This window comes from Streptomyces sp. NPDC047315 (assembly GCF_040643215.1).
Lineage (GTDB): Bacteria > Actinomycetota > Actinomycetes > Streptomycetales > Streptomycetaceae > Streptomyces.
Genome location: NZ_JBEYTZ010000018.1, coordinates 47,277 through 73,957 on the forward strand (window position 1 = coordinate 47,277; position 26,681 = coordinate 73,957).

The window sequence follows — 26,681 nt, forward strand, 5'->3', positions numbered from 1 at the left end:
CCGCATCGGTCGGTCACTCAGTGTGGAGGACCATCCATCATGGCAAAGGCGCTTCTCGGTTACGTCGGCGGTACCGACCCGCGACTCCTCGCCGAGATGCGACGGCTCCAGCAGCGCGTCCAGGATCTCGAATCCGAGCTCGTACGGATCCAGTCCGAGAACGACGCGCTGAACGCTGCCGTCGCCCAGCACCCCCGAGAGTCGCTGCTTGACGGCATCGACATCGACGTACCCCAGGCGGAACCCGCGCTCACCTGAGCACGGATCTGCCGGAGATCCATCGCACCAAGATATGCAAGGGACGCCTCGGCGTCCCTTCTTTCTTTCCTGCTTCGCTCCACTCGAACCACTCGAATGCGCGATCTCACCCCTCATGACAGATGTGCCCTGCACCTTGAACGGTGAAACCGCACATGACCACCGGTCGTCGTGAAGGCATCGAGCGACGCGAAAGGTAGAGTCCGGCTGCGTGCACCTCAAGGCCCTGACCCTGCGCGGGTTCAAATCCTTCGCCTCCGCCACCACCCTGCGGTTCGAACCGGGCATCACCTGTGTGGTGGGCCCCAACGGCTCCGGCAAGTCCAACGTGGTGGACGCCCTTTCCTGGGTCATGGGCGAGCAGGGGGCCAAGTCGCTGCGCGGCGGGAAGATGGAGGACGTCATCTTCGCCGGCACCACCGGCCGGCCGCCGCTCGGCCGCGCCGAGGTGTCCCTGACCATCGACAACTCCGACGGCGCGCTCCCCATCGACTACGCCGAGGTCACCATCACGCGGATCATGTTCCGCAACGGCGGCAGCGAGTACCAGCTCAACGGTGACACCTGCCGACTCCTCGACATCCAGGAGCTGCTCTCCGACTCCGGCATCGGCCGGGAGATGCACGTCATCGTCGGACAGGGCCAGCTCGACTCCGTCCTGCACGCCGACCCGATGGGGCGCCGCGCCTTCATCGAGGAGGCCGCCGGAGTCCTCAAGCACCGCAAGCGCAAGGAGAAGGCGCTGCGGAAGCTGGACGCGATGCAGGCCAACCTCGCCCGCGTCCAGGACCTCACCGACGAACTGCGCCGCCAGCTCAAACCGCTCGGCCGGCAGGCGGCCGTCGCCCGCCGCGCCGCCGTCATCCAGGCCGACCTGCGCGACGCCCGGCTGCGGCTGCTCGCCGACGACCTCGTACGCCTCCAGGAAGCGCTGCGCACCGAGGTCGCCGACGAAGCAGCCCTCAAGGACCGCAAGGAAGGCGCCGAGCGGGAACTGAAGGCCGCCCTCGCCCGGGAGGCCGAACTGGAGGACGAGGTGCGGCGGCTCGCACCGCGCCTGGAGCGGGCCCAGCAGACCTGGTACGAACTCTCCCGGCTCGCCGAGCGCGTCCGCGGCACGATCTCGCTGGCCGACGCCCGGGTCAAGAGCGCCACCGACCGACCCGCCGAGGAGCGCCGCGGGCGCGACCCCGAGGACATGGAGCGGGAGGCGGCCCGCGTCCGCGAGCAGGAAGCGGAGTTGGAGGCCGCGCTGGAGGCGGCCGAGCGCGCCCTGGAGGACACCGTCGCCCACCGCGCCGAGCTGGAACGCCAGCTGACCGCCGAGGAGCGCCGCCTCAAGGACGTCGCCCGGGCCATCGCCGACCGCCGCGAAGGGCTGGCCAGGCTCGGCGGCCAGGTCACCGCGGCCCGCGGCCGGGCCGCCTCCGCACAGGCCGAGATCGAGCGGCTGACCTCCGCGCGGGACGAGGCCAAGGAGCGCGCCGTCGCCGCCCAGGAGGAGTACGAACTGCTCCAGGCCGAGGTCGACGGCCTGGACGCGGACGACACCGAACTCGCAGAACGCCATGACGCCGCCCGCCGGGAACTCGCCGACGCAGAAGGCGCCCTGACCGCCGCCCGGGACGCGCTCACCGCGGCCGAACGGGAGCGGGCCGCCGTCTCCGCCCGCCGTGACGCCCTCGCCCTGGGCCTGCGCCGCAAGGACGGCACCGGTGCGCTGCTGGCGGCGAAGGAACGGCTGACCGGTCTGCTCGGGCCGGCCTCCGAGCTGCTGACCGTCACCCCCGGCTACGAGGTCCCCGTCGCCGCCGCACTGGGCGCCGCGGCGGACGCCGTCGCCGTCGCCAACACCGCCACCGCCGCAGAGGCCCTGCGGCTGCTGCGCAAGTCCGACGCCGGACGCGCTTCGATACTGCTCGGCGGCGCCCCCGAGGACGCACCGCACGCACGCGCACCGCACGCAGGAGGCCCGCCGGACCGGGGCGCCGCCTCCCGCCATCCGCGCGTCGTCGACCTGGTGCGCGGCCCGGACGAGCTGATGCCCGCCGTGCGCCGGCTGGTGGGGGACACCGTCGTGGTCGGCACCCTGGAGGAGGCGGAGGACCTGGTCCACGCCCGGCCCTGGCTGACCGCCGTGACCGCCGAGGGCGATCTGCTCGGGGCGCACTTCGCCCAGGGCGGCTCGGCCGGCGCGCCCAGTCTGCTGGAGGTCCAGGCGTCCGTCGACGAGGCGGCGGCCGAGCTGACCGCGCTGGACGGGCGCTGCGACGAACTGTCCGCGGCCCAACGCCTGGCGGCGGACCGCCGGGCCGAGTGCGCCGCGCTCGTCGAGGACTTGGGGGAGCGGCGTCGGGCCGCCGACCGGGAGAAGTCCGCCGTCTCCGGCCGGCTCGGTCGGCTCTCCGGGCAGGCGCGCGCAGCCGCCGGGGAAGCCGAGCGCACGGACGCGGCCGTCGCCCGCGCCCAGGAGGCTTGGGAGCGCGCCCGCGAGGAGGCCGAAGAGCTGGCCGAACGGCTGGTCGCGGCCCAGGAGAGCGCCCCGCAGGGACCCGAGGCCGACGAGCCCGACACCCATGTCCGTGACCGGCTCGCCGCCGACGGCGCGAACGCCCGGCAGACCGAGATGGAGGCCCGACTCCAGGTCCGTACGCACGAGGAGCGGGTCAAGGCGCTCGCCGGCCGGGCCGACTCCCTCGACCGGGGAGCGCGCGCCGAACGCGAGGCACGGGCCCGGGCCGAACGCCGCCGCGCCCGCCTGCGGCACGAGGCCGAAGTCGCCGCCGCGGTCGCGACCGGCGCCCGGACGCTGCTGGCACACGTGGAAGTGTCCCTCGTACGGGCCGAGGCCGAGCGCACCGCCGCCGAGGCCGCGAAGGCAGAACGGGAACGGGAACTCGGCGCGGCCCGCACCCGGGGCCGCGACCTGAAGTCCGAACTCGACAAGCTCACCGACTCCGTCCACCGGGGCGAGGTCCTCGGGGCCGAGAAGCGGCTGCGCATCGAACAGTTGGAGAACCGGGCCCTGGAGGAGCTGGGGGTGGAGCCGGCGGGATTGGTCACCGAGTACGGCCCCGACCAGCCCGTACCGCCGTCGCCGCCCGCCGAGGGCGAGGAGCTGCCCGAGGACCCCGAGCACCCCCGCAACCAACCGAGGCGTTTCGTCCGGGCCGAACAGGAAAAGCGCCTGAAAGCGGCCGAACGGGCGTATCAGCAACTCGGAAAGGTGAATCCGCTCGCCCTGGAGGAGTTCTCGGCCCTGGAGGAACGCCACAAGTTCCTCTCCGAGCAGCTGGAGGACCTGAAGAAGACCAGGACCGACCTGCTGAGGGTGGTGAAGGAGGTGGACGAACGCGTAGAACAGGTGTTCACGGAGGCGTACCGCGACACGGCCCGTGAGTTCGAAGGCGTCTTCTCCCGGCTCTTCCCGGGTGGAGAGGGGCGGCTGATCCTCACCGACCCCGACAACATGCTCACCACGGGCGTGGACGTGGAGGCCCGCCCCCCGGGCAAGAAGGTCAAGCGGCTCTCCCTGCTCTCCGGCGGCGAGCGCTCGCTGACCGCGGTGGCGATGCTGGTGTCCATCTTCAAGGCGCGCCCCAGCCCCTTCTACGTGATGGACGAGGTCGAGGCGGCGCTCGACGACACCAACCTCCAGCGGCTGATCAGGATCATGCAGGAGCTCCAGGAGTCCTCGCAGCTGATCGTGATCACCCACCAGAAGCGCACGATGGAGGTCGCCGACGCGCTGTACGGCGTCTCCATGCAAGGGGACGGGGTCTCCAAGGTCATCAGCCAGCGGCTGCGCTGACCGGGCCGGCCGGCACTCGACCGCCGGTGCGTGAACACCTCCTTCGTGACGACGGGAGCGCCCTTTCGCGGGCAGCACCTCAAGTGGTGCGCCGCGGCGAGGTGTGCGCCACTTGAATCACTTCTCCGGAAGGGGCCGCACTCCTCCGGAGCCGTCCCCAGGAGCCGACGTGACCAGCAGCGCGCAGCCACCGCCCCCCTCCGGGGCACCTCCTGCCCACGCCCATGCCGAACACCTCGGGCACGTCGTCTTCATCACCGCGTCCGCGGCGATGGGCGGCTTCCTCTTCGGCTACGACAGCTCCGTCATCAACGGCGCCGTCGAGGCGATCCGCGACCGGTACGCCATCGGCTCGGCCGAACTCGCCCAGGTCATCGCGATCGCCCTGATCGGCTGTGCCATCGGCGCCGCCACCGCCGGCCGCATCGCCGACCGCATCGGCCGGATCGCCTGCATGCGGATCGCCGCCTTCCTGTTCGCCGTCAGCGCCATCGGCTCCGCCCTGCCCTTCGCGCTGTGGGACCTCGCGATGTGGCGCATCATCGGCGGCTTCGCCATCGGCATGGCCTCGGTGATCGGCCCCGCGTACATCGCGGAGGTCTCCCCGCCGGCGTACCGCGGACGGCTGGCCTCCTTCCAGCAGGCGGCCATCGTGATCGGCATCGCCATCTCCCAGCTGGTGAACTTCGGCATCCTGCAGATCGCCGACGGCGAGCAGCGCGGGAAGATCGGCGGCCTGGAGGCGTGGCAGTGGATGCTGGGCGTGATGGTCATCCCCGCGCTGCTGTACGGCCTGCTCTCCTTCGCCATCCCCGAGTCGCCGCGCTACCTGCTGTCGGTGGGCAAGGTCGAGCGGGCGAAGAAGGTCCTCACCGAGGTGGAGGGCGAACACATCGACCTCGACGCCCGGGTGGCCGAGATCGAACACGCGATGCGCCGGGAGCACAAGTCGACGTTCAGGGACCTGCTCGGCGGGCGCTTCGGCTTCCTGACCATCGTCTGGGTCGGCATCGGGCTCTCGGTCTTCCAACAGCTCGTCGGCATCAACGTGGCCTTCTACTACTCCACGACGCTGTGGCAGTCCGTCGGCATCGACCCGACCGGCTCCTTCTTCTACTCCTTCACCACCTCCATCGTGAACATCATCGGCACCGTGATCGCGATGGTCTTCGTCGACCGCATCGGCCGCAAACCGCTCGCCCTCATCGGCTCCACCGGGATGGCGATCGCCCTGGCCCTGGAGGCGTGGGCGTTCTCCGCGCCGCTGGTCAACGGCAAACTGCCCAATGTGGAGGGCACGGTGGCGCTGGTCGCCGCGCACGTCTTCGTGCTCTTCTTCGCCCTGTCCTGGGGCGTGGTGGTGTGGGTGCTCCTCGGGGAGATGTTCCCCAACAAGATCCGTGCGGCGGGCCTCGGCGTCGCCGCCTCCGCGCAGTGGCTCGCCAACTGGGCCATCACCGCGAGCTTCCCCAGCCTCTCGGAGTGGAACCTCTCGGCCACCTACATCATCTACGCCTGCTTCGCCGTGCTCTCCATCCCCTTCGTGGTCTTCTGCGTCAAGGAGACCAAGGGCAAACCGCTGGAGGAGATGGGCTGATCGGCCGCAGGGCCGGCGACCGTGCCAACCGCGGGGGCCACGGTCGTCCGGCGCCCGCTGTCGGTGGTGGTCAGCCGCGCTGCGGGAGCACCTTCTCGCACAGCAGCCGCAGCGAACGCCAGCCCTCCTCCGGCGGCATGCCGCCGCACAGCGGGTGCAGCACGAGCATTTCGCCCGAGGAAGCGCCCAGCGCGGCGCACTCCTCGGGCGTCACCACCCGGTACACCCCCTCGGCGCGCAACTCGGCCACCGTCGACGCCCGGGCGTGCACGGCGGAGGTGATGTCCGCGTTCTGCCAGGCCGAGTACGTCCGTGCCTCGTGCAGGAAGTGCTCGCCGTACTTCGCCCACGTGCGGTCCGGGTCCTCCGACACGTGCAGCAGCGGGGTCCGGGGACCGGGCATCATCGTCCAGCCCGGGGTGCCGCGCCGGGCGCACTCCTCGTCGTAGTACGCGACGAGTTCGGGCAGGTGGGCGCTGGGGGAGAAGGGCAGCCCCAGCCGGGCCGCCCGGCGCGCCGCCGCCCGGGACGAGCCACCGACGAACAGCGGCGGATGGGGCCGGGAGTACGGGCGAGGGGTCACCCGCACGGTCCGCCCCCGGTAGCGGAACGGCTCACCCGTCCACGCGGCCAACAGCGTCTCCAACAGCTCGTCCTGGAGCAGCCCGCGCCGGTCCCAGTCCACGCCGAGCTGTTCGTACTCGGCGCGGCGGTAGCCGATGCCGGCGACCGTGACCAGCCGTCCCCGCCCGACGAGGTCCAGCACGGCGATGTCCTCGGCCAGCCGCAACGGGTCGTACAGCGGGCCCAGCAGCGCGCAGACGCTCACCGCGATCCGCCGCGTCGCCCCGAGCACCGCCCCGGCGAACGCGATCGGCGACGGCATCCAGTTGTTCTCCGCGCCGTGGTGCTCCTCGGTCTGGATCGAGTCGACGCCGTGCTCGTCGGCATACCGGGCCATGTCCACCGCCGTGCGGTAGCGGTCGGCGAGTTCATCGGGCGTCGCCCCGGGAGCGACGAGGTTGAAGCGGACCGTGGTGACGGCCATGGGAACGACTCCTCCAACTCGACGGCGCCCGTACCGTAACTGACGGAGCATCAGATGGGAATGCGGTGCCGGCGCCCGTCGCCGACGAGCGAGCGTCCTGCTAGAACTCGTCCGTGGTGTGCGGCAGCAGCGCGGTGCGCGACGCCGCACCCAGCCGGGCCGCCGCCCCCGGGCTGTGCTCCGTGACCAGCCCGGCCCTGAGCAGCTCGGCCGGATCGTGGCCCCCCAGATAGCAGGCGGCCAGCTCCCGTACGTCCAACGACAGGTCGGGAGCCTCCTCGGTCCGCTCCACCCGCGCCGCGAGCCCCGCTCCGTCGACCGGCCCCTTCCCTTGCCCGGCCTCGACGGTCAGCCGGTACCGCCCGGCGTTCGCCGCGACGCCCGCATCGGTGACCTCCAGCACCAGATCCACCGGCGCTGACCAGGTACGCCCCCTCAGCGCGCCCGGCACGTCCACCACCCGCAGCCACAGCGCCGGGAACTCCTGGGTGACCCGCACCTGGTCACGGTCGCCGGCGAAGCGCAGCAGCGGATCGTCCAACGGCCGCCCCCACGCCTTGACCCGCTCCACCAGGTCGACCGAGGCCACGTACCGCCACAGCGCCGCCGCGACCGCCGGCGACTCGGCCTCCAGCTCCCGGACGTGGAGGGTCCCGCGGCCCTCGTCGTCGTTCTCCGTGCGGTAGAAGACGTAACCGGCGGGCGGGGCGCCCGGGTCCCCGATCGTCACAACCCGCGGCGCGCTCAGATCGTCGTCCTCCTCGTCCTCCTCGCGCAGGACGTGGGTGCGCCACCAGAAGTCGTCGCGGGAGACCCGGCCCGCGCGCTCCTGACGCGCCCTGTCGTGCACCGCCCCGATCACCTCGGGCGCCTCGTCCGGGTCCACCAGCCGCAGCGGGCGCTCGTCGGGCGCGATGCGCAGGTCCAGCGGATGGTCGGCGTCGATGGCGAGGCTGTACGACCGGGTCGCCGGGTCGAAGCCGAACCGGCCGTAGATCCCGGCCTCCGACGCCCACAGGGCCGCGATCGGCTGTCCCGCGCCGGCGCACCGGCGCCACAGCTCCGCGATCATCCCGCTGAGCACCCCGCGGCGCCGGTGCGTCGGTGCCACCGAGACGAACGTCACGCCGGCACAGCCAAGCTCCCCGCCGGGGACCGACAACTGCATGCGGTGCGCCGCCAGCAGCCCGACGAGCTGATCCCCTTCGTACGCACCGACCCGATCGCAGCGCTCCAGGATCTCCCGGTGCATCTTGCGCAGTTCTCCATCGGCGTCCTTCTCCAGGAAGGCGAGGTAATGCAGATCCAGGGCTCGGTCCAGATGTGCATCCGGAACGGTCCGAAACTCCAAGAAGGTCATGAAACGGGACGCTAGCCCGGCCCGATCCGGCCCGTCATCCGAGTTTCCCGCCGCCGCGACGGGGCGTGGCCGACCGGTCCGGGACGGACGTGACCGATACTGGGACCGTTATGGAAATCCTGATCCTTGCCGTAGTCATCGCACTGGTCGCGGTCGCGGCGGTCAGCGGGCTCGTGGTCAGTGGCCGCAAGAAGAAGCAGCTGCCGCCGACCGCTCCGCCGAGCGCCCCGACCATCACCGCCCCGCCCGCCGAGCCCCACGTCGGCGACGAGGCCGAGACCCCGCGGGACGAGCCGCGCCGCACCATCGAGGAGGTCGACCTCCCGTCCGCGGACACCTCCGCCGGTACGGACGTCGTCACCGAGGCGCCCGTCGAAGCCGCACCCGAGATCGAGATCCCGGAGCCCACCGCCGGCCGCCTGGTCCGGCTGCGCGCCCGGCTCGCCCGCTCCCAGAACACGCTCGGGAAGGGGCTCCTCACCCTGCTCTCCCGTGAGCACCTCGACGAGGACACCTGGGAGGAGATCGAGGAGACCCTCCTCACCGCCGACGTCGGCGTCGCCCCCACCCAGGAGCTGGTGGAGCGGCTGCGCGAGCGGGTGAAGGTCCTGGGCACCCGGACCCCCGAGGAACTGCGCACCCTGCTCCGCGAGGAGCTGCTGACGCTCGTCGGCACCGACTTCGACCGAGAGGTCAAGACCGAGAGCGGCACGGACACCCCCGGCGTCGTGATGGTCGTCGGCGTCAACGGCACCGGCAAGACCACCACCACCGGCAAGCTGGCCCGCGTCCTGGTCGCGGACGGCCGCTCGGTCGTCCTCGGCGCCGCGGACACCTTCCGCGCCGCCGCCGCCGACCAGCTCCAGACCTGGGGCGAGCGGGTCGGCGCCCGTACCGTGCGCGGCCCGGAGGGCGGCGACCCGGCGTCGATCGCCTTCGACGCCGTCAAGGAGGGCATCGCCGAGGGCGCCGACGTGGTGCTCATCGACACCGCGGGACGACTGCACACCAAGACCGGCCTCATGGACGAGCTCGGCAAGGTCAAGCGGGTCGTTGAGAAGCACGGCCCGCTGGACGAGGTCCTGCTGGTCCTCGACGCCACCACCGGTCAGAACGGGCTGGTCCAGGCCCGCGTCTTCGCGGAGGTCGTCGACATCACCGGCATCGTGCTGACCAAGCTGGACGGCACCGCCAAGGGCGGCATCGTCGTCGCCGTACAGCGCGAGCTGGGCGTGCCGGTGAAGCTCGTCGGGCTGGGCGAGGGGGCCGACGACCTCGCGCCCTTCGAGCCGGAGGCGTTCGTCGACGCGCTCATCGGCGACTGACAACACACTGTGGAGTTGTGAAAGAGGGGCCCGGCGCGCGGGGGGTGACGCGCCGGGCCCCTTTCGGCCGCTCGAACCCGGAAGCCGGATCCTGCGTCACCATCGAGCATGCCCTGCGGATCGCTACGCCACCGACCGATGGCAGATGTACGCCAAAGTTCCGAGCAGGAGCCGGGCTTCGGGCGGTGCCGCCGCGGTGTCGAGCGAAGGGGGCCGCAGCCACCTGGCGGGCCCGAGCCCCGCGTGGTCCGACGGCGGGGCGGTGACGTGGTCGCCGGGCCCCAGGCAGTGCAGGTCGAGGTCCGCGTCGTCCCAGCCCATCCGGTACAGGAGCTCCGGCAGGGCCGCCGCGGCGCCCGGGGCGACGAAGAACTGACAGCGCCCGTCCGGAGTCGCCGACACCGGGCCGAGCGGCAGTCCCATTCGCTCCATTCGCACCAGTGCGCGACGGCCGGCCGGGGCGGCCACGTCGAGGACGTCGAAAGCGCGTCCCACCGGTAACAGCAGCGCGGCGCCAGGTAGCTGCGACCACACCTCGGTGACCTCGTCCAGCGTCGCGCCCGCGAGGATCTCGGGGGCGAAGGGCAGCGGATGCGCCCCGGGCGTCGTGCACGTCGCGCCGCCGCAGGAGCACGAGCCGGACGCCGCCCGCGCCCCGGGCACCACCGCCCAGCCCCACAGGCCCGTGTACTCGGCCGCCGCCGTCACCGTGCACTCTGCCGTCCTGCTGCGGCGTCGAGAGCCGGATCGGGCGGACCGGATGTCCCGGATCCCCCGGCTGCCGCCGATCGTGAAGCCCATGCCCCCTCCAACGGGTCGTGCTCGCCGGTGGTTACGACCCGAAGTCTCCTCGTGACGCAGCGTCGCAGCCGGTGTTGGTCCGGGGGCTTACCGAGGCGCGAGGGGGAGTGAGGGCGGCGGCGCACGCCTGTGCGCACACCGTTCCGCCGTCTCCTGATCGTCGTGTGTCAAGTGAATCGCGCCTGGCGGCGGGGGAGTTCATTCAAAGGGGTGGCGAATGGTGGCGTTTCTGGATTCTGGCTCGCGCGGCGGTGATCGTAGGATTACTTTCGGTGTGCGGACCTTGGAGTCGTGTGCACCGTTGGGCATGCCGGAGGCAGGTCGCTCTCCCGTGCGGTCCCCTTTGCGGCAGTGTCGGCGGTGTCGGCAGTTTCGGCGGCGTCGGCAGTGTTGGCGGTGTTCCCGCCGCCGTGGGGACGGCCCGGGCTCACGGCATCCCGTGTCAGGGATCGTGCTTCGGTTTCACGGATGGGGGCCTACCAGTGGACGGCAGCGGAGCCGGTGCGAAGGCCGGTACCGGCAAGCGCCCGAACGAACGGCTGAGTTCCTGGTTCGTACGCAGCGGTTGGTCCAAGGGCGAGTTGGCCCGCCAGGTCAACCGCAGGGCCCGGCAGCTCGGCGCCCACCACATCAGCACCGACACCTCGCGGGTGCGCCGCTGGCTCGACGGCGAGCAGCCGCGCGAGCCGATCCCGCGCATCCTGTCCGAGCTGTTCTCCGAGCGCTTCGGTTCCGTCGTCGCCATCGAGGACCTGGGGCTGCGCACCGCCCACCAGTCGCCGTCCACCTCCGGCGTCGACCTGCCCTGGGCCGGACCCCAGACGGTCTCCCTGCTCAGCGAGTTCTCCCGCAGCGACCTGATGCTGGCGCGGCGCGGCTTCCTCGGGACGTCGCTCGGGCTGGCCGCCGGCCCCGCCCTCATCGAGCCCATGCAGCGCTGGCTCGTCCCCACCCCGGGCGCCGACCAGCCGCCCCCGGGGGTCGCGTCCACCGCCGCGAGCGGCGCGGGACAGCGCCGGGGCGGGCTCTCCACGCCCGAGTTGGAACTGCTGGAGTCCACCACCGTGATGTTCCGCCAGTGGGACGCGCAGTGCGGCGGAGGGCTGCGGCGAAAGGCCGTCGTCGGCCAACTCCACGAAGTCACCGACCTCCTCCAGGAGTCCCACCCCGAGGCCACCGCGAAGCGGCTGTTCAACTGCGCTGCCGAGCTCGCCGAGCTGGCCGGCTGGATGAGTTACGACGTGGGCCTCCAGCCCACCGCCCAGAAGTACTTCGTCCTCGCCCTGCACGCGGCAAAGGAGGCCGGTGACAAGCCCCTGGGCTCGTTCGTCCTCTCCTCCATGAGCCGTCAGATGATCCACCTGGGACGGCCCGACGACGCCCTCGAACTGATCCACCTCGCCCAGTACGGCAGCCGGGACTGCGCCACCGCGCGCACCCAGTCCATGCTGTACGCGATGGAGGCCCGCGCCTACGCCAACATGGGCCAGCCCAGCAAGTGCAAGCGGGCCGTGCGGATGGCGGAGGACACCTTCGACGACGCCGATCTGGACGGCGGTCCCGAGCCGGACTGGATCCGCTTCTTCTCCGAGGCCGAGCTGAACGCGGAGAACGCGCACTCGTACCGCGACCTCGCCTACGTGGCCGGCCGCAGCCCCACGTACGCCTCGCTCGCCGAGCCCGCGATGAAGCGCGCCGTCGAGCTCTTCGAGCACGACGCGGTCCACCAGCGGTCGTACGCCCTGAACCTCATCGGCATGGCCACCGTCCATCTGTTGAAGCAGGAGCCCGAGCAGGCCACGGTCCTGGCCTCCCGCGCCCTCGACGTGGCCCGCAAGGTCCGCTCCGAGCGGGTGAACAACCGGCTGCGCAAGACGGTCGACACCGCCGCCCGCGACTACGGCGACGTCGCCGAGGTGGTCGACCTCACCGACAAGCTCACCGCCCAACTGCCCGAGACCGCGCAAGCCGTCTGACGGCGCCCGACCCCGGCCGCGACGCTCACCCCGAACCGCCCGACTCGGCTCCCCCGTGCCAAGTCAACCCGGGTGAACGCCGCGGCCGGCCCCATTCGCCGCAGCCCGCAGCCCGCAGCCCGTGCCCCGTAGCGCGTGACCCTTAGCTCGTGGGCGTGCCGCGGCACGTCGGCGACACGGCTCGTTCATGGCCGCGTAACACACCCGACCTCTTCGTCACTGGCCCGAAACACCGTGCGGCATCGTCCGAAACCGCGCTGCGTCAACCTCGTGCCCCACGACCGGCCCGCTGGGCCCGGTACCCACCGGCCCCACCGGAGCCCGCGGAGCCCCGCTCCGCAGGCCGCCCGCACGCGGCCGTACCGACGACGAGGAGACGCCGATGCCCCCAGGCATCTCGACGCTAGCCGCGCAGACCCCGACGCTTTCCGCCGCCAACACCGGCTTCATGCTCATCTGCTCCGCCCTGGTGATGCTGATGACGCCCGGCCTCGCCTTCTTCTACGGAGGCATGGTCCGGGTCAAGTCCACCCTCAACATGCTGATGATGAGCTTCATCAGCCTCGGCATCGTCACGGTGCTGTGGGTGCTCTACGGCTTCAGCCTCGCCTTCGGCACGGACTCCGGCTCCCTCATCGGCTGGTCGTCCGAGTACGTCGGACTCAGCGGACTGGGCCTGACCGAACTCTGGGACGGCTACACCATCCCGGTCTACGTCTTCGCCGTCTTCCAACTCATGTTCGCGGTCCTGACCCCGGCCCTGATCAGCGGTGCGCTCGCCGACCGCGTCAAGTTCACCGCCTGGGCCCTCTTCGTCGCCCTGTGGGCCACCGTCGTCTACTTCCCCGTCGCCCACTGGGTCTGGGGCTCCGGCGGCTGGCTCTTCGAGATGGGCGTCATCGACTTCGCCGGCGGCACCGCCGTCCACATCAACGCCGGCGCCGCGGCCCTCGGCGTCATCCTCGTCATCGGCAAGCGCATCGGCTTCAAGAAGGACGCGATGCGGCCCCACAGCCTGCCGCTCGTGATGCTCGGCGCCGGGCTGCTCTGGTTCGGCTGGTTCGGCTTCAACGCCGGGTCCTGGCTCGGCAACGACGACGGCGTCGGCGCCGTCATGTTCCTGAACACGCAGGTCGCCACGGCCGCCGCGATGCTCGCCTGGCTGGCCTACGAGAAGATCCGGCACGGCGCCTTCACCACCCTCGGCGCGGCGTCGGGCGCGGTCGCCGGACTCGTCGCCATCACCCCCGCCGGCGGCTCCTGCTCCCCGCTCGGCGCCATCGCCATCGGAGCGATCGCCGGTGTCCTGTGCGCCATGGCCGTCGGACTGAAGTTCAAGCTCGGCTACGACGACTCCCTCGACGTCATCGGCGTCCACCTCGTCGGCGGCGTCGCAGGCTCCCTCCTCGTCGGCCTCTTCGCCACCGGAGGCGTCCAGTCCGACGCCAAGGGGCTGTTCTACGGCGGCGGCTTCGAACAACTCGGCAAGCAGGCCGTGGGCGTCGTCGCGGTCCTCGCCTACTCGCTGATCGTCTCGGCGCTCCTCGCCTTCGTCCTGGACAAGACCGTCGGCATGCGGGTGGACGAGGACGTCGAGGTCTCCGGCATCGACCAGCAGGAGCACGCGGAGACCGCGTACGACTTCAGCGGCGCGGGCGGCGGCGCGCACACCCGCAAGCCGGCGCCCGCGTCGACCGACGCATCGGTGGCCGCGGACCGCTTGGATGCGGACCGTACGGAAGCGGGCCGCACCGAAACGGACCGCACCGAGGTCGTTCGCAACAAGAAGGTGGACGCATGAAACTCATCACCGCGGTCGTGAAGCCGCACCGGCTCGACGAGATCAAAGAGGCGCTGCAGTCGTTCGGAGTGCACGGCCTGACCGTCACCGAAGCCAGTGGCTACGGCCGCCAGCGCGGGCACACCGAGGTCTACCGGGGCGCCGAGTACACCGTCGACCTGGTGCCCAAGGTCCGCATCGAAGTCCTGGTCGAGGACGACGACGCCGAACAGCTCATCGAAGTCGTCGTCAAGGCGGCCCGCACCGGCAAGATCGGTGACGGGAAGGTCTGGAGCGTCCCGGTCGACACGGCGGTGCGGGTGCGCACCGGCGAACGCGGCCCGGACGCCCTGTAGGCCCCAGGGCACCGTCGGGCCGGCAGACCGGTCCCGGCGCCCGCGGACCGCTTCGGCGGCCGGCGGGCGCCGGGACCGGGCGAACGAGGAGGTACGAGGTCGTGCAGAGTCCAAGAACACCGACGACGGGCACCGACGGCCACGGGGAGACGGGCGGCGCGGACGACGGCGCCCCGCCCCGCCCCGACGGCTACGCCGCGGCCCGGCTGCAGTTGCTCACCGGAACGGACCCGCTGGGCCCGCCGCGCCGCACCGCGCTCGCCGGGCTGACCGACCAATGGCTGGCCGAACTGTTCGGCGCCGCGTGCCGGGACACCGGCGTCGGCCGCGCGGCCCTGGTCGCCGTCGGCGGCTACGGCCGCGGCGAACTCTCCCCGCGCAGCGACCTCGACCTGCTGCTCCTGCACGACGGCAGCGCGGGCACCGGTGCCGTCGCCACCCTCGCGGACCGCATCTGGTACCCGGTGTGGGACCTGGGCATCGCGCTCGACCACTCCGTGCGCACCCCCGGCGAAGCCCGCACCACCGCCACCGACGACCTCAAGGCCCACCTCGGACTGCTCGACGCCCGCCCCGTCGCCGGCGACCTCGCGCTGGTCGCCGCCCTGCGCACCGCCGTGCTCGCCGACTGGCGCAACCGGGCGCCCAAACGCCTCCCCGAACTCGACGAGCTGTGTCGCGAACGGGCCGCGCGCCAGGGCGACCTCCGCTTCCTGCTCGAACCCGACCTCAAAGAGGCCCGCGGCGGGCTGCGGGACGCCACGGCCCTACGAGCGGTCGCCGCCTCCTGGCTCGCCGACGCCCCCCGCGCCGGCCTCGCCGAGGCCCGTCGCGTCCTCCTCGACACCCGCGACGCCCTCCACCTGACCACCGGCCGAGCCACGGACCGCCTCGCCCTCCAGGAGCAGGGCCAGGTCGCCACCGAGCTCGACCTCCTCGACGCCGACGCCCTGCTGCGCCGGGTGTACGAGGCGGCCGGCACGATCGCGTACGCCGCGGACGTGACGTGGCGCGAGGTGCACCGGGTGCTCCGGGCCCGGGCCGTACGGCCCCGGCTGCGCACCCTGCTCACCGGGGGCGCCCGCCGGTCCGAACCCGAACGCACCCCGCTCGCCGACGGCGTCGTCGAACAGGACGGCGAGGTCGTGCTCGCCCGCAGCGCCCGGCCCGAGAAGGACCCCGTCCTGCCGTTGCGCGCCGCCTCCGCCGCCGCTCAGTACGGGCTGCCGCTCTCCCCGCACGCGGTGCGCAGGCTCGCCGCCGCGCCACCACTGCCGGTGCCGTGGCCCGCCGAGGCCCGCGAGGAGTTCGTGACCCTCCTGGGGGCCGGGGAGCCGACCATCGCCGTCTGGGAGGCGCTGGAGGCCGAAGGGCTGATCAGCCGGCTGCTGCCGGACTGGGAGCGGGTACGCTGCCGCCCCCAGCGCAACGCCGTGCACGTCTGGACCGTCGATCGACACCTGGTGCAGACCGCGGTGCGGGCCGCCGCCCTCACCCGGCGCGTGGGCCGCCCCGACCTGCTGCTCGTCGCCGCGCTGCTGCACGACATCGGCAAGGGCTGGCCCGGGGACCACTCCGTCGCCGGAGAGACGATCGCCCGGGACGTGGTCGCCCGCATGGGCTTCGACCGGGCGGACGCTGCCGTGGTCGCCTCGCTCGTACGCCACCACCTGCTGCTGGTGCGCACCGCCACCCGACGGGACCTGGACGACCCGGCGACCGTGCGCGCGGTCGCAACGGCCGTACGGAACACGGGAACCCTGGAGTTGCTGCACGCGTTGAGCGAGGCGGACGCCCTCGCCACCGGACCCGCCGCCTGGTCCACGTGGCGTGCATCCCTCGTGACCGACCTGACCGCACGGGTGGCCGCCGCCCTGGAGGGCGTGCCCGCGGAGCCGCCGCGTCCCCCGGTCCCCGGGGCGGAACAGGAACGCCTGGCGATCGAGGCCCTGCGCACCGGCGGCCCGGTCCTCGCCCTGCACGCACCGCAACAGCCGCGCGGGGCCGACGAAGCGGATGCGGTCGAGCCCGTGGGGGTGGAGCTGGTCGTCGCCGTGCCGGACCAGCCCGGGGTGCTGCCGGCCGTCGCCGGGGTGCTCGCTCTCCACCGGCTCACCGTCCGCGCGGCCGACCTGCGGGCGGTCGACCTGCCCGGTGCGGTGGGGCCGGACCCGGTCCTCGTACTGAACTGGCGCGTGGCCGCGGCGTACGGGTCCCTGCCGCAGGCCGCCCGGCTGCGGGCCGACCTCGTACGGGCCCTGGACGGCTCCCTTAACGTCCGGGCGAAGCTCGCCGAGCGGGACGCGGCCCACCCGCGGCGGCGCGGGGTCCGGCCCCCGCCGCCGGAAGTCGCCGTGGCCCCCGCCGCCTCCCGTCGCGCCACCGTGATCGAAGTGCGCGCCCCGGACGCCCCCGGGCTGCTGCACCGCATCGGCCACGCCCTGGAGGACGCGGGCGTACGGGTCACCAGCGCGCGGGTGAGCACGCTGGGCGCGAACGCCGTGGACGCCTTCTACGTCACCTCGGCCGAGGGAGAGCCGCTGCCGGAGCCCACGGCGGCGGAGCTGGCCATCGGCCTCCAGACCGCCCTGGAAGCCGCTCTGGACGCCTCCCCGGGGAGCTCCGGGCCCTGATCCGGGCGGCCGGAGCAAGGCCCGCGCGGTGCTCGCGCGGGCCTTCGGGAGCCCGGCGCGGCACGCATGTCCGCGCGGCCGGATACCCTGGAGGGCGATTTCCCCTTGCCCCCGACTCTGAGGACCGAAGAGCGCCGTGTTCGATACTCTCTCCGACCGCTTGGCGAACACCTTCAAGACCTTGCGGGGCAAGGGTCGTCTCAGCGAGGCGGACATCGACGGCGCGGCCCGCGAGATCCGCATCGCGCTGCTGGAGGCGGACGTCGCCCTCCCGGTGGTGCGGGCGTTCATCGCCAGCGTCAAGGAGCGGGCGCGCGGCGCCGAGGTCTCCAAGGCGCTGAACCCCTCGCAGCAGGTCATCAAGATCGTCAACGAGGAGCTGGTCCAGATCCTCGGCGGCGAGACCCGCCGTCTGCGGTTCGCCAAGCAGCCCCCGACCGTGATCATGCTCGCGGGTCTCCAGGGCGCCGGTAAGACCACCCTCGCGGGCAAGCTGGGCCGCTGGCTCAAGGCCCAGGGCCACTCCCCGCTGCTGGTCGCCTGTGACCTCCAGCGTCCGAACGCGGTCAACCAGCTGTCCGTCGTCGCCGAGCGCGCCGGCGTGGCCGTGTACGCCCCCCAGCCGGGCAATGGCGTGGGCGACCCCGTCCAGGTGGCCAAGGACTCCATCGAGCACGCCCGGGCCAAGCAGTACGACGTGGTCGTCGTCGACACCGCCGGTCGCCTGGGCATCGACCAGGAACTGATGCAGCAGGCCGCGGACATCCGTGACGCGGTCACCCCGGACGAGATCCTCTTCGTCGTCGACGCCATGATCGGCCAGGACGCGGTCAACACCGCCGAGGCGTTCCGTGACGGCGTCGGCTTCGACGGCGTGGTGCTGTCCAAGCTGGACGGCGACGCCCGCGGTGGCGCCGCCCTCTCCATCGCCCACGTCACCGGCCGTCAGATCATGTTCGCCTCCAACGGCGAGAAGCTGGACGAGTTCGACGCGTTCCACCCGGACCGCATGGCGTCCCGCATCCTCGGCATGGGCGACGTGCTCTCGCTGATCGAGAAGGCCGAGCAGACCTTCAGCCAGGAAGAGGCCGCCAAGATGGCCTCCAAGCTGGCGAGCAGCAAGGGCAAGGACTTCACCCTGGACGACTTCCTGGCCCAGATGGAGCAGGTCAGGAAGATGGGCTCGATCTCCAAGCTGCTGGGGATGCTGCCGGGCATGGCCCAGATGAAGGACCAGATCAACAGCATCGACGAGCGCGACGTGGACCGTACCGCCGCGATCATCAAGTCGATGACGCCGGCCGAGCGCGCCGAGCCGACGATCATCAACGGCTCGCGCCGGGCCCGCATCGCCCGGGGTTCGGGCGTCGAGGTCAGTGCGGTGAAGAGCCTGGTGGAGCGGTTCTTCGAGGCGCGGAAGATGATGTCGCGGATGGCACAGGGCGGGGGAATGCCCGGTATGCCGGGGATGCCGGGCATGGGTGGCGGTCCGGGCCGGCAGAAGAAGCAGCAGAAGCAGGCCAAGGGCAAGCGCCGCAGCGGCAACCCGATGAAGCGGAAGGCCGAGGAGCAGGCCGCCGCCGACCGCCGCGAGCAGGCCGCGCAGGGCGGTGCCTTCGGGCTCCCCGCCGATGCGCAGGCCCAGGACTTCGAGCTCCCGGACGAGTTCAAGAAGTTCATGCGCTGAGGCGGGCCGGCCCCGGGCCGGTCGGTGACGGGCAGGGTTTCGAACGGTGTCGGCAGCCGCGTTCCGCGCGGATGCCGACACCGTTCTTCTCGCTTAACGTCCCCGTATGAGCAACCCTGTGCCACCGCGTCGGGCCCCCGACGACCCGTGGCGCTCCGAGGGGGCGCCCCCGCCCCCGCCGCCCCGGAAGAAGATGCCCGGCGGCTGGTGGGGGCTCATCCTCATGGCCGTCGTGGTCTATCTGATCACCAGCCTGGTCATCTCGTTGATCCGCTCGGGCACCAAGGAGCCCACGATCTCCTACACGGAGTTCAGCAAGCAGGTAGCGGCGGGGAACATCGCGAAGATCTACTCCAAGGACGAGTCGATCGAGGGGGAGCTCAAGACGAAGGCGCCGCTGCCCGACGGCGACGGCGACTACACCAAGTTCATGACGCAGCGGCCGGCCTTCGCCACGGACGACCTGTGGGGCGAGCTCAGCCGGCAGAACGTCACCGTCACCGCCGAACCGGTGGTGCAGAAGACCAGCTTCTGGCCCAGCCTGCTGATCGCCTTCCTGCCGATACTGCTGCTGATCGCGGTCTGGGTGTACGCCGCCCGACGGATGGGTGCCGCACTCGGCAGCGGCGGGGTCCTCGGCCGCAAGGAGCCGCCGAAGCCCGTCGCGCTGCTGCCGGGCAAGCGGACCACCTTCGCGGACGTCGCCGGGATCGACGAGGTCGAGGGGGAGCTCAACGACGTCGTCGACTTCCTGAAGAACCCCGACGCCTACCGCCGGATGGGTGCCCGGATGCCCGGCGGCGTGCTGCTGGCCGGCCCGCCCGGCACCGGCAAGACGCTGCTCGCCCGCGCGGTGGCCGGCGAGGCGGGGGTGCCGTTCTTCTCCGCGTCCGCGTCCGAGTTCATCGAGATGATCGTGGGCGTGGGCGCCGGGCGGGTGCGGGAGCTGTTCTCGGAAGCCCGCAAGGTCGCCCCCGCGATCGTCTTCATCGACGAGATCGACACCATCGGCCGGGTGCGCGGCGGCGGCGCGGGGCTGGGCGGGCACGACGAGCGGGAGCAGACGCTCAATCAGATCCTCACCGAGATGGACGGCTTCACCGGCTCCGAAGGCGTGGTCGTGCTCGCCGCCACCAACCGCGCGGACGTCCTCGACCCGGCGCTGACCAGGCCCGGTCGCTTCGACCGGGTCGTCCAGGTCTCGCCCCCGGACCGACCAGGACGGGAGGCGATCTTGCGGATCCACACCCGCGAGATCCCGCTCGGCACCGACGTCGACCTCGCCCAGATCGCCGCGTCCACCCCCGGCATGACCGGCGCCGACCTCGCCAACCTGGCGAACGAGGCGGCGCTGATCGCCGTGAAGCGCAAGCAGACCGCGGTGTCGCAGGCGGACCTGTCCAGCGCGCTGGAGAAGGTGCAGCTCGGGGCGGAGCGTCCGTTGGTGCTGGCGCCGGACGAGCGCCGGCGCACCGCGTACCACGAGAGCGGCCACGCCTTGCTCGGCATGCTCCAGCCCGGCGCCGACCCGGTCCGCAAGGTGACGATCGTGCCGCGCGGCCGGGCGCTCGGCGTCACGCTGTCCACGCCGGAGGCGGACAAGTACGCGTACACGGAGCCGTACCTGCGCGGCCGGATCATCGGCGCGCTCGGCGGGATGGCGGCCGAGCACGTCGTCTTCGGAGTGGTCACCACCGGCGCGGAGAGCGACCTGGAGCAGGTCACTGCGCTGGCCCGGGGCATGGTCGGGCGCTGGGGGATGAGCGAGCGGGTGGGGCGGCTCTCCGCGATCCCCCACGACGCCCAGGTGCCGTACGGGCTGTCCGCCGCCCCCGAGACGCTGGACTCGGTGGACCACGAGATGCGGCGGATCGTCGACGAGTGCTACGAGAGCGCCTGCAACCAGCTGAGGGAGCACCGCGACCGGTTGGACGCCCTGGCCGCGGCGCTGCTGGCGAACGAGACGCTGGACGAGGAGGCGGCGTACCGGGCGGCGGGCATCCCGCGGCTGGCGAAGGGTGACGCCTGATCGCGGCCGTCTGGTCGGCGACGCCTGATCCTGTGCCCCGGCTGCCCCGGCTGTCCCGTGCGTCCCGGGCCTGCCCGGTCCCGTCCGCAGTTGGCCGATCTTGTTCCCGCGTCCGCCCTCGCTCGGCGGTCCGCTTCGATACGGTGAAGGTGCCCCGTCGCGGGCGCCCACACCGTTCGCCCCACCGGGTGCTACGTACCACCTTGGTGGGAGCTGTGAGGCTTCTCCGCACATCGGCGTACCCGCCCTCGTCGGAACCCATCAACGTCAACTGACGGGTACGTGCAAAATATTTGAGATGCCCCGGAATGGAACCGTGGGCGCTTCCGGCTCGTTATCACGACGTGAGCACGACACCACCTGTTCTCGCCGCAGAGCTGGCACAGGCGTGGGCCGACATTCAGCGGCACCACCCTGAACTGCCAGATCTCGCCGCGCCAGAGTCCCTGATCGGAGAGTCGTCGTCCGCGTGCGGCGGTGAGCTCTCCTTCGAACGACTGCTCCATGAGGCAGTCCACGGCATCGCCGCCGCGCGAGGTGTCCGCGACACCTCCCGCGCCGGCCGCTACCACAACCGTCGATTCCTGGCCATCGCCGAGGAAATGGGCCTCGACCACGCCGAGGAGCCGCATCCCAGCAGCGGTTTCTCGCTGGTCGCGCTCAGTCCTGAGGCGAAGCGCCGCTACCGCCCCACGATCGAGAGACTGCAGCGCGCCCTGAAGGCGCACACGGTCGCCACGGCGTCCGACACCAAGCGTTCCTTCCGCGGACCGGCCGCCCGGCACGGCTCCTCGGGCGGGGGCGTCCGGGTGAAGGCCGTCTGCGACTGCGGTCGCAACGTCCGCGTCGTGCCGTCGGTCCTCGCCCAGGCGCCCATCGTCTGCGGCGGCTGCGGCAAGCCGTTCCGCATTCCCGAACCCGTCGCCGCGGCGAGCTGACCCCTCGGCCGGCCGCCTGACGGGGGCGGCGCAGGTCCGGGGGGAAGCGCGTCATCGGCGTGTGGCACAATGGCTAGCTGTACTCGACGGCCGTACAGGACCCCTCTCTCCTCCGGCTGACGCGTCCATCGGGCACCCGAGTACCGCAACCCCACGTGGCATCTCGTTGTGCCCAACCACGTCAAGACCAGGAGACACCACTTCCGTGGCAGTCAAGATCAAGCTGAAGCGTCTGGGCAAGATCCGTTCGCCTCACTACCGCATCGTCGTCGCCGACTCCCGCACCCGCCGTGACGGCCGGGCCATCGAGGAGATCGGTCTGTACCACCCGGTGCAGAACCCCTCGCGCATCGAGGTCAACTCGGAGCGTGCGCAGTACTGGCTGTCCGTCGGCGCCCAGCCGACCGAGCCGGTCCTCGCGATCCTGAAGCTCACTGGCGACTGGCAGAAGCACAAGGGTCTGCCGGCCCCGGAGAAGCCGCTGCTGGTGGCTGAGCCGAAGGCCGACAAGCGCGCCGCGTTCGACGAGTTCGCCAAGTCCCTGGAGGGCGGCGAGCCCAAGGGCGAGGCGATCACCCAGAAGGCCAAGAAGTCCGACAAGAAGGCGGACGAGGCGGCTGACGCCGCTGGTGCCGCCGAGTCCACCGAGGGCTGATCATGCTCGAAGAGGCCCTCGAACACCTCGTCAAGGGCATCGTCGACAACCCGGACGACGTGCAGGTCGCCTCGCGCAACCTGCGCCGCGGGCGGGTGCTGGAGGTTCGGGTGCACCCCGACGACCTCGGTAAGGTGATCGGCCGCAACGGCCGCACCGCGCGCGCCCTGCGCACCGTCGTGGGCGCCATCGGCGGCCGTGGCATCCGTGTCGACCTCGTCGACGTGGACCAGGTCCGCTGAGCAGTTGAACACCGGCTCGGGCCGGGGGAGGCCGTCCGCCTCCCCCGGCCCGACGTCGTATGGGCCCGAAGGCGGCCCGGACCCCGGAGCCCTGGCCCTCGGTGGCATCCACCGGCATCCGGTGGCACATTCGGTGACAAACGGTGACAGGAGAGAGCGAAGTGCAGTTGGTAGTCGCCCGGGTCGGCCGCGCCCACGGGATCAGGGGCGAGGTCACCGTCGAGGTGCGCACGGACGAGCCGGAGCTTCGACTCGGCCCCGGCGCCGTCCTGGCCACCGATCCGGCGAGCGCGGGCCCGCTGACGATCGAGGAGGGGCGGGTGCACAGCGGCCGGCTGCTGCTGCGGTTCGCCGGCGTGCGCGACCGCAACGGCGCGGAGGCCCTGCGCAACGTCCTGCTGATCGCCGACGTGGACCCGGACGAGACCCCCGACGACCCCGACGAGTACTACGACCACCAGCTCGTCGACCTCGACGTCGTCCTCGCCGACGGCACCGAGATCGGTCGGATCGCCGAGGTCAGCCATCTGCCGTCGCAGGACCTCTTCATCGTCGAGCGGCCCGACGGCTCCGAGGTGCTGATCCCCTTCGTCGCGGAGATCGTCACCTCCGTCGACCTGGACGCGCAGCGCGCCGTCGTCGAGCCGCCGCCGGGGCTCATCGACGACCGCGCGGAGATCGCCTCGACCCGTGACGCAGACGCTTCCGTCGACGCGGACGCCTCCCGCGACGCGAGCGATGCGAGTGCTTCGGGGAGCGCGGACGCCTCGGGGAACGATGGCGCTTCAGGGAACGCGGGCGCTTCAGGGGATGCGAAGTAATGCGGCTCGACGTCGTCACGATCTTCCCCGAGTACCTGGAGCCGCTGAACGTCTCCCTGGTCGGCAAGGCCCGCGCCCGCGGCCAGCTCGACGTCCGCGTGCACGACCTGCGCCACTGGACGTACGACCGGCACAGCACGGTCGACGACACCCCCTACGGCGGCGGCCCCGGCATGGTCATGAAGACCGAGCCCTGGGGGGACGCGCTGGACTCGGCGATCGCCGACGGTTACGAGGCCGGGGCCCACGAGCCCGTCCTGGTCGTCCCCACCCCCAGTGGCCGCCCCTTCACCCAAGAGGTCGCCGTCGCCCTCGCGCGTCAACCCTGGTTGATCTTCACCCCCGCCCGTTACGAGGGCATCGACCGCCGCGTCATGGACGAGTACGCCACCCGGATGCCCGTCCACGAGGTGTCCATCGGCGACTACGTTCTCGCGGGCGGCGAAGCGGCCGTCCTCGTCATCACCGAGGCGGTCGCCCGACTGCTCCCCGGCGTCCTCGGCAACGCCGAGTCGCACCAGGACGACTCCTTCGCCCCCGGGGCGATGGAGAACCTCCTCGAAGGGCCCGTCTACACCAAGCCGCCGAGCTGGCGCGGGCGCCCGGTGCCCGACGTGCTCACCAGCGGCCACCACGGCAAGATCGCCCGTTGGCGCAGGGACGAGGCGCTGCGGCGCACCGCCCGCAACCGCCCCGATCTCATCGAGCGCTGCGATCCGGCCGCCTTCGACCGCAAGGACCGCGAGGTCCTGTCCATCCTGGGCTGGGCCCCCGAACCCGAGGGCCGATTTTGGCGCAGGCCCGGGGCCGTGGAAGAATAGGCCGCTGCCGTCCGTCCGGCGCGCGCCCCTGCCACAGGGGGACACGACGCCCGCCCCGACGGGACGGCCACCTGAAGCTCATCCTTCTCTCCCGCCGATGACCTGTGGCATTGGCGAAGAAAGCAGACACGACATGTCGCACGTGCTCGACGCCGTCAACGCCGCCTCGCTGCGGACCGATGTCCCGGCCTTCCGTCCCGGTGACACCGTGAACGTCCACGTTCGCGTCATCGAGGGCAACCGCTCCCGTATCCAGCAGTTCAAGGGTGTCGTCATCCGCCGCCAGGGCGCGGGCGTCAGCGAGACCTTCACCGTCCGGAAGGTCTCCTTCTCCGTCGGCGTCGAGCGCACCTTCCCGGTGCACAGCCCGATCTTCGAGAAGATCGAGCTCGTCACCCGTGGTGACGTCCGCCGCGCCAAGCTGTACTACCTCCGTGAGCTGCGCGGCAAGGCCGCGAAGATCAAGGAGAAGCGGGACAACTGATCCCGCGGCGCCACTGGCGCCCCCCGGTCCCCGGTCGGTTCAACCGGGCGGCCCGGGACGACGGGGGTCCACAGCCCGGGCGGCTAGGCTTCGCCCTTGATGGACACCGAATCGACACGTACGGAGCGCGACCGCTCTTCCGGCCCCGACGGTGGGGAACCCACCGCGGAGGCCCCCGACACCGGGGTCACCCCCGCTGGCGGGGCGGACCCCGAGACCGGGGCCGAGGAAGAGGGGTCGCGCTCCGTGCGTTCCGGGTGGACGTCCTGGCGCACCGCGGCCCTGCTGGGCGTCGTCTGCCTCGGCGCCACACTGCTGATCAGTCGGTTTGTCGTACAGCCCTTCCACATCCCCAGCGACTCCATGGAACCCACGCTGCGGACCGGGGACCGGGTCTTGGTCAACAAACTGGCGTACCGTTTCGATTCGGCACCCGAACGCGGTGACCTGATCGTGTTCGACGGCACCGGCTCCTTCGTACGAGAGGGGGCGCAGGAGAACCCGGTCCAGGCGGCGACCCGGGAGGCGCTGGCCGCCCTGGGCCTCGCGGAGCCCGCGGAGACGGACTTCGTCAAACGGGTCGTGGGCGTGGGCGGCGACCGGGTGATCTGCTGTGACAAGGGGGGCAGGATCACGGTGAACGGCGCCGCGCTCGACGAGGGGTACCTGAAGCCCGGCGACGCTCCTTCCGAGGTCGCCTTCGACATCGTCGTCCCCGAGGGCACCCTGTGGGTGATGGGGGACCACCGCTCGAACTCCCGGGACTCCCGCGACCACCTCGGCGACCCCGGCGGCGGCATGGTGCCCGTGGAGAAGGTCATCGGGCGCGCCGACTGGATCGCCTGGCCCGTCGGCCGCTGGCAGTCCCTGGAGCGTACGGACGTCTTCGCACGGGTGCCGGACGTAGGGGCGCAGCCGGCCACGGGGGCGTCCCCGGGCGGGCGGCCCCATGGGTAGGCGCGGGCGGCCGGCCGGCCACCGCGCCGACGAGCCGCTGCCCACCGGGACCAGGTCGACGGACGGCGCCCAGCCGCTGCCGGGCCGGGCGGAGCGGCGCAAACTGGCCCGCAAGGTCAAGCGCAGACGGCGCAGGTCGGCCCTGAAGGAGATCCCCCTCCTGATCGGTGTGGCGCTGGCGATCGCCCTGGTGCTCAAGACCTTCCTGGTGCAGGCGTTCGTGATCCCGTCGGGCTCCATGGAGCAGACGATCCGGATCGACGACCGCGTGCTGGTCGACAAGCTCACCCCCTGGTTCGGCGCGGAGCCCGAGCGCGGAGAGGTGGTCGTCTTCAAGGACCCCGGCGGCTGGCTCCCGAGCGAACAGGTCGCGCAGAAGAAGGACGACCCGGTCGGGATCAAGCAGATCAAGCAGGGGCTGACCTTCATCGGGCTGCTGCCGTCGGACGACGAGCAGGACCTGATCAAACGGGTCGTCGCGGTCGGCGGCGACACGGTGAAGTGTTGCGACCGCGACGGTCGCGTCACGGTCAACGGCGTCCCGCTGATCGAGTCCTACGTGAACGCGGGGAACGCGCCCTCGGCGCAGAGCTTCGAGGTGAAGGTCCCGCCGGGGCGGATCTTCGTGATGGGGGACCACCGGGCGAACTCCGCGGACTCCCGCGCCCACCTCGACGAGGAGGACCAGGGGACGGTCTCCGTGGACGAGGTGGTGGGACGGGCGGTCGTCGTCGCCTGGCCGGTCAAGCACTGGACCAGGCTCGACGAGCCCGAGACGTACGCCTCCGTGCCGAACGCGCGTCCGGGAGAGGGCGCGGCACTGGGTGCGTCGCATACCCTGTCGTACCAGGACCGGAAAGGAACGGTCCTCGTCCCAAACCTTGCGGAACTCTCGCTCGTTATCGGAGTGGTGGGTCTGTTTCTCCTCCGGAGGTTCCCGGGTTTCCGAGACAGACGGTTCGCACAGAGTGAGGAGTGGATGTGGGGGACGTTGCGGTCGGCGCACGGTCCGGACAAGGACAGCCGGAAGACAGGCCCCAGGGCCCGACGGAGTCTTCCGCTTCGTCGGAGTCTGCGACGTCGGCGGCCTCGTCGAGGAACT

General features: G+C 71.9%; 20 protein-coding genes and 1 pseudogene. 18 read left to right on the plus strand and 3 right to left on the minus strand.

The features are described from left to right. The first annotated feature begins 39 nt into the window (after positions 1 to 39). From ABZ842_RS21440 to ABZ842_RS21450, 3 genes are all read left to right on the plus strand, one after another. Positions 40 to 258: a hypothetical protein gene (locus ABZ842_RS21440; RefSeq protein WP_361538719.1), complete on the plus strand. Its 219-nt coding sequence runs from the start codon at positions 40 to 42 to the stop codon at positions 256 to 258. Positions 259 to 469: 211 nt separating this feature from the next. Next, complete coding sequence (smc, locus tag ABZ842_RS21445; protein WP_361538721.1) at positions 470 to 4,069, plus strand: chromosome segregation protein SMC; 3,600 nt, start codon at positions 470 to 472, stop codon at positions 4,067 to 4,069. A gap of 169 nt (positions 4,070 to 4,238) precedes the next feature. Beyond that, positions 4,239 to 5,666, plus strand: coding sequence for a sugar porter family MFS transporter (locus ABZ842_RS21450; protein ID WP_361538723.1), 1,428 nt, complete (start codon positions 4,239 to 4,241; stop codon positions 5,664 to 5,666). Between the two features lie 70 nt (positions 5,667 to 5,736). Here ABZ842_RS21450 and ABZ842_RS21455 read toward each other — a convergent pair whose 3' ends face one another. Then, complete coding sequence (locus ABZ842_RS21455) at positions 5,737 to 6,714, minus strand: LLM class flavin-dependent oxidoreductase (protein WP_361538725.1); 978 nt, start codon at positions 6,712 to 6,714, stop codon at positions 5,737 to 5,739. 100 nt (positions 6,715 to 6,814) lie between these two features. Next, positions 6,815 to 8,074 carry a GNAT family N-acetyltransferase gene (locus ABZ842_RS21460; protein ID WP_361538727.1) on the minus strand — a complete coding sequence of 420 codons (1,260 nt, stop codon included), beginning with the start codon at positions 8,072 to 8,074 and terminating at the stop codon, positions 6,815 to 6,817. A gap of 110 nt (positions 8,075 to 8,184) precedes the next feature. On the opposite strand from ABZ842_RS21460, the gene ftsY reads away from it, so the two are divergent. After that, the gene (ftsY, locus tag ABZ842_RS21465; protein ID WP_361538729.1) at positions 8,185 to 9,399 is read left to right on the plus strand and encodes a signal recognition particle-docking protein FtsY; all 1,215 of its coding nucleotides are present in this window, start codon (positions 8,185 to 8,187) and stop codon (positions 9,397 to 9,399) included. A 123-nt stretch (positions 9,400 to 9,522) separates the two neighbouring features. On the opposite strand, the gene ABZ842_RS21470 is transcribed toward ftsY, so the two are convergent. Continuing rightward, positions 9,523 to 10,200, minus strand: coding sequence for a bifunctional DNA primase/polymerase (locus tag ABZ842_RS21470; protein ID WP_361538731.1), 678 nt, complete (start codon positions 10,198 to 10,200; stop codon positions 9,523 to 9,525). Between the two features lie 482 nt (positions 10,201 to 10,682). Between ABZ842_RS21470 and ABZ842_RS21475 the strand changes: the two genes are divergently transcribed. From ABZ842_RS21475 to lepB (ABZ842_RS21540), 14 genes and pseudogenes are all read left to right on the plus strand, one after another. Continuing rightward, positions 10,683 to 12,176 carry a hypothetical protein gene (locus tag ABZ842_RS21475; protein WP_361538733.1) on the plus strand — a complete coding sequence of 498 codons (1,494 nt, stop codon included), beginning with the start codon at positions 10,683 to 10,685 and terminating at the stop codon, positions 12,174 to 12,176. Positions 12,177 to 12,558: 382 nt separating this feature from the next. After that, positions 12,559 to 13,977 (plus strand): ammonium transporter, encoded by a 1,419-nt coding sequence (locus tag ABZ842_RS21480; RefSeq protein WP_361538735.1) that lies wholly within the window; start codon positions 12,559 to 12,561, stop codon positions 13,975 to 13,977. Beyond that, positions 13,974 to 14,312 carry a P-II family nitrogen regulator gene (locus ABZ842_RS21485; protein ID WP_361538737.1) on the plus strand — a complete coding sequence of 113 codons (339 nt, stop codon included), beginning with the start codon at positions 13,974 to 13,976 and terminating at the stop codon, positions 14,310 to 14,312. Before ABZ842_RS21480 ends, ABZ842_RS21485 begins: the two co-directional genes overlap by 4 nt. 101 nt (positions 14,313 to 14,413) lie before the next feature. After that, positions 14,414 to 16,945, plus strand: coding sequence for a [protein-PII] uridylyltransferase (locus ABZ842_RS21490; RefSeq protein WP_361538739.1), 2,532 nt, complete (start codon positions 14,414 to 14,416; stop codon positions 16,943 to 16,945). Positions 16,946 to 17,081: 136 nt separating this feature from the next. Beyond that, complete coding sequence (gene ffh / locus ABZ842_RS21495) at positions 17,082 to 18,632, plus strand: signal recognition particle protein (RefSeq protein ID WP_361538741.1); 1,551 nt, start codon at positions 17,082 to 17,084, stop codon at positions 18,630 to 18,632. Positions 18,633 to 18,738: 106 nt separating this feature from the next. Continuing rightward, positions 18,739 to 20,661, plus strand: a complete 1,923-nt coding sequence (gene ftsH, locus ABZ842_RS21500) for an ATP-dependent zinc metalloprotease FtsH (RefSeq protein WP_361538743.1) — start codon at positions 18,739 to 18,741, stop codon at positions 20,659 to 20,661. Between the two features lie 308 nt (positions 20,662 to 20,969). After that, positions 20,970 to 21,599: a hypothetical protein gene (locus ABZ842_RS21505; RefSeq protein WP_361538745.1), complete on the plus strand. Its 630-nt coding sequence runs from the start codon at positions 20,970 to 20,972 to the stop codon at positions 21,597 to 21,599. Between the two features lie 205 nt (positions 21,600 to 21,804). After that, positions 21,805 to 22,254, plus strand: a complete 450-nt coding sequence (gene rpsP, locus ABZ842_RS21510; RefSeq protein ID WP_361538747.1) for a 30S ribosomal protein S16 — start codon at positions 21,805 to 21,807, stop codon at positions 22,252 to 22,254. 2 nt (positions 22,255 to 22,256) lie between these two features. After that, positions 22,257 to 22,496: an RNA-binding protein gene (locus tag ABZ842_RS21515; protein ID WP_005311361.1), complete on the plus strand. Its 240-nt coding sequence runs from the start codon at positions 22,257 to 22,259 to the stop codon at positions 22,494 to 22,496. Between the two features lie 161 nt (positions 22,497 to 22,657). After that, positions 22,658 to 23,317, plus strand: coding sequence for a ribosome maturation factor RimM (gene rimM, locus ABZ842_RS21520; RefSeq protein ID WP_361538749.1), 660 nt, complete (start codon positions 22,658 to 22,660; stop codon positions 23,315 to 23,317). Next, the gene (trmD, locus tag ABZ842_RS21525) at positions 23,317 to 24,138 is read left to right on the plus strand and encodes a tRNA (guanosine(37)-N1)-methyltransferase TrmD (RefSeq protein ID WP_361538751.1); all 822 of its coding nucleotides are present in this window, start codon (positions 23,317 to 23,319) and stop codon (positions 24,136 to 24,138) included. Before rimM ends, trmD begins: the two co-directional genes overlap by 1 nt. Positions 24,139 to 24,271: 133 nt before the next feature. Continuing rightward, positions 24,272 to 24,622 carry a 50S ribosomal protein L19 gene (rplS, locus tag ABZ842_RS21530; RefSeq protein WP_361538753.1) on the plus strand — a complete coding sequence of 117 codons (351 nt, stop codon included), beginning with the start codon at positions 24,272 to 24,274 and terminating at the stop codon, positions 24,620 to 24,622. 99 nt (positions 24,623 to 24,721) lie between these two features. Further along, positions 24,722 to 25,579: a signal peptidase I gene (gene lepB / locus ABZ842_RS21535; RefSeq protein ID WP_361538755.1), complete on the plus strand. Its 858-nt coding sequence runs from the start codon at positions 24,722 to 24,724 to the stop codon at positions 25,577 to 25,579. Next, positions 25,572 to 26,598, plus strand: a pseudogene (lepB, locus tag ABZ842_RS21540) (signal peptidase I); the annotation flags it as partial. The gene lepB (ABZ842_RS21535) and the pseudogene lepB (ABZ842_RS21540), both read left to right, overlap by 8 nt. Between the last annotated feature and the right edge of the window lie 83 nt (positions 26,599 to 26,681).

Excerpts from the sequence above, each read along its gene's own strand:
- rplS (WP_361538753.1), top strand. The coding sequence starts at position 24,272 with ATGTCGCACGTGCTCGACGCCGTCAACGCCGCCTCGCTGCGGACCGAT.
- ABZ842_RS21455 (WP_361538725.1), bottom strand. The coding sequence starts at position 6,714 with ATGGCCGTCACCACGGTCCGCTTCAACCTCGTCGCTCCCGGGGCGACG.
- ABZ842_RS21505 (WP_361538745.1), top strand. The coding sequence starts at position 20,970 with ATGGAACCGTGGGCGCTTCCGGCTCGTTATCACGACGTGAGCACGACA.
- trmD (WP_361538751.1), top strand. The coding sequence starts at position 23,317 with ATGCGGCTCGACGTCGTCACGATCTTCCCCGAGTACCTGGAGCCGCTG.
- ABZ842_RS21440 (WP_361538719.1), top strand. The coding sequence starts at position 40 with ATGGCAAAGGCGCTTCTCGGTTACGTCGGCGGTACCGACCCGCGACTC.
- lepB (WP_361538755.1), top strand. The coding sequence starts at position 24,722 with ATGGACACCGAATCGACACGTACGGAGCGCGACCGCTCTTCCGGCCCC.
- ABZ842_RS21480 (WP_361538735.1), top strand. The coding sequence starts at position 12,559 with ATGCCCCCAGGCATCTCGACGCTAGCCGCGCAGACCCCGACGCTTTCC.
- ABZ842_RS21485 (WP_361538737.1), top strand. The coding sequence starts at position 13,974 with ATGAAACTCATCACCGCGGTCGTGAAGCCGCACCGGCTCGACGAGATC.
- ftsY (WP_361538729.1), top strand. The coding sequence starts at position 8,185 with ATGGAAATCCTGATCCTTGCCGTAGTCATCGCACTGGTCGCGGTCGCG.
- ftsH (WP_361538743.1), top strand. The coding sequence starts at position 18,739 with ATGAGCAACCCTGTGCCACCGCGTCGGGCCCCCGACGACCCGTGGCGC.
- ABZ842_RS21460 (WP_361538727.1), bottom strand. The coding sequence starts at position 8,074 with ATGACCTTCTTGGAGTTTCGGACCGTTCCGGATGCACATCTGGACCGA.
- ABZ842_RS21470 (WP_361538731.1), bottom strand. The coding sequence starts at position 10,200 with ATGGGCTTCACGATCGGCGGCAGCCGGGGGATCCGGGACATCCGGTCC.
- ABZ842_RS21515 (WP_005311361.1), top strand. The coding sequence starts at position 22,257 with ATGCTCGAAGAGGCCCTCGAACACCTCGTCAAGGGCATCGTCGACAAC.